Below are 2133 nucleotides of genomic sequence, written 5' to 3'. Positions count from 1 at the left end.
TTTTTATCAAAGTAATATATTTCTTAAGAAAAAAATACCTGATTTTAGGTAAAAAATATATTATTAATACGTAAACCTCTAATTCTCTATCTTTTTAATCTAGTTTTAATGCCGAGTATAAGATTTTATTTTACATTTGTTGACTTAATCGCGAAAAATGATAAACAATATTAAAACTGTTTTCAGCATTAAAGATCTTGAGAACTTATCTGGAATAAAAGCGCATACCATACGCATCTGGGAAAAGAGATACAACATCCTTGAACCAATGCGAACCGATACTAATATTAGATTTTACAATCTTCATAACCTGCAGAAACTATTAAATATTACGTTACTGCACGAATACGGTTATAAGATTTCTAAAATCGCAACATATCCTGAAGAAAAAATACCACAACTGGTACGCGAAATAATTTCGAAAAAAAATTCTCAAAACTATGCCATTACATCTTTCAAAATGGCAATGATGAACTTTGACCAAGAGTTATTCTTCAACACCTTCGATTGGCTTATTACTGAGAAAACGTTTAAAGAAGTTTTTAAAGATCATTTTTTACCTCTTTTAAAAGAACTTGGATTATTATGGCAATCTGAAACAATCACGCCTGCAAATGAACATTTTATGAGTCATTTAATCAAGCAGAAAATATTGATTTATACAGAAAGTCTTCAAATTAGAAAGCCAATCAAAACCGATCGAATTTTTGTTTTATCACTTCCGTTAAACGAAATTCATCAAATTGGATTACTATACTTGCAATACGAAATCCTTGACAAAGGCTACAAAACCATTTATTTGGGAGAAAGTATGCCTATTGAAAACTTACAGGATTTAACCAAACATTTTGAAAACATTACATTCATCTCTTTCATGACTGTTCAGCCAGACAGAAGCGTAATTAATCAATATGTAAAATCGATGGGGCAGAAATTATTGCAGAAAAACAATGAAATCTGGCTTATGGGTAAAATGGTTGAATACATAGATGAAAAGGTTCTAACAGACAGAATTCGAGTTTTTGATTCGATCGAAGAAACTATTAATATGCTATAATTTATTTTTGTTTAAGTTTTTCTTATATTTGTTAAACAAATGAGAAAAACTATCCAAATAATAGGCTCAGGCTTCTCTTCTTTGGCAGCCGCGTGTTACCTTGCCCAGCAAGGAAATAAAGTTACTGTTTACGAAAAAAACAGTACAATTGGCGGACGTGCAAGACAATTTAAAGAAGATGGTTTCACTTTTGACATGGGTCCAAGCTGGTATTGGATGCCAGATGTCTTTGAACGCTTTTTTCAAGATTTCAATAAAAAACCTTCCGATTATTACGAACTGATAAAACTAAATCCAGCCTATCGGGTTTATTTTGGAATCGATGATTTTATTAGTATTTACGATAATCTAGATGAAATAAAATACACTTTTGAGACTATCGAAAAAGGAAGCGGTCAAAAACTGCAAAACTTTATTGATCAAGCCAAAAGCAATTATGATATTGCAATTAAGGATTTAGTCTATCGTCCTGGAATTTCGCCGCTAGAATTAGTGACAAAAGAAACTGCATTAAAACTCAATCAGTTTTTTAAGAACGTAAGCACCGATATTCGCAAAAATTTCAAGAACGAGAGACTAATTCAGATTTTAGAATTTCCTGTTTTATTTCTCGGAGCAAAACCAACCAAAACACCTTCGTTTTATAATTTTATGAATTATGCCGATTTCGGTTTAGGAACTTGGCATCCTAAAACGGGAATGTTTGATGTTATTCGAGGAATCGAAAAACTAGCATTAGAACTTGGCGTTACCATAAAAACCAATTCGAAAATTGATAAAATAGTCGTTGAAAACAAAACCGCAAAAGGAATTGTAATTAATGGCGAAATCCTAAATGCAGATGTCGTTTTAAGCGGAGCCGATTATCATCATTCTGAAACATTAGTAGAAAAAGAGCACAGAATGTATTCTGAAAAATATTGGAAAAGCAGAGTTTTTGCACCTTCTTCTCTTCTATTTTTTGTTGGTTTCAATAAAAAGATAGAAAATATTTCTCATCACGCTTTATTCTTTGATGTCGATTTTAATCAGCATGCTGCCGATATTTACGACAATCCAAAATGGCCGAATGCTCC

The 2133-nt window shown here is 31.7% G+C and carries 2 protein-coding genes; both read left to right on the top strand.

From position 1 onward, the window contains the following. The first annotated feature begins 157 nt into the window (after positions 1-157). The gene (locus B3J44_RS05575) at positions 158-1057 is read left to right on the top strand and encodes a MerR family transcriptional regulator (RefSeq protein ID WP_198858155.1); all 900 of its coding nucleotides are present in this window, start codon (positions 158-160) and stop codon (positions 1055-1057) included. Between the two features lie 39 nt (positions 1058-1096). Further along, positions 1097-2133, top strand: a 1037-nt coding sequence (locus B3J44_RS05570) for a phytoene desaturase family protein (protein ID WP_286966669.1), incomplete at its 3' end; no start/stop codon positions are given.

Source organism: Flavobacterium sp. UBA4854 (assembly GCF_002399805.1).
GTDB lineage: Bacteria > Bacteroidota > Bacteroidia > Flavobacteriales > Flavobacteriaceae > Flavobacterium > Flavobacterium ginsengisoli.
The sequence above is the reverse complement of the archived record's forward strand: the minus strand, read 5'-3'. Positions and strand labels throughout refer to the sequence as shown.

Excerpts from the sequence above, each read along its gene's own strand:
- B3J44_RS05575 (WP_198858155.1), top strand. The coding sequence starts at position 158 with ATGATAAACAATATTAAAACTGTTTTCAGCATTAAAGATCTTGAGAAC.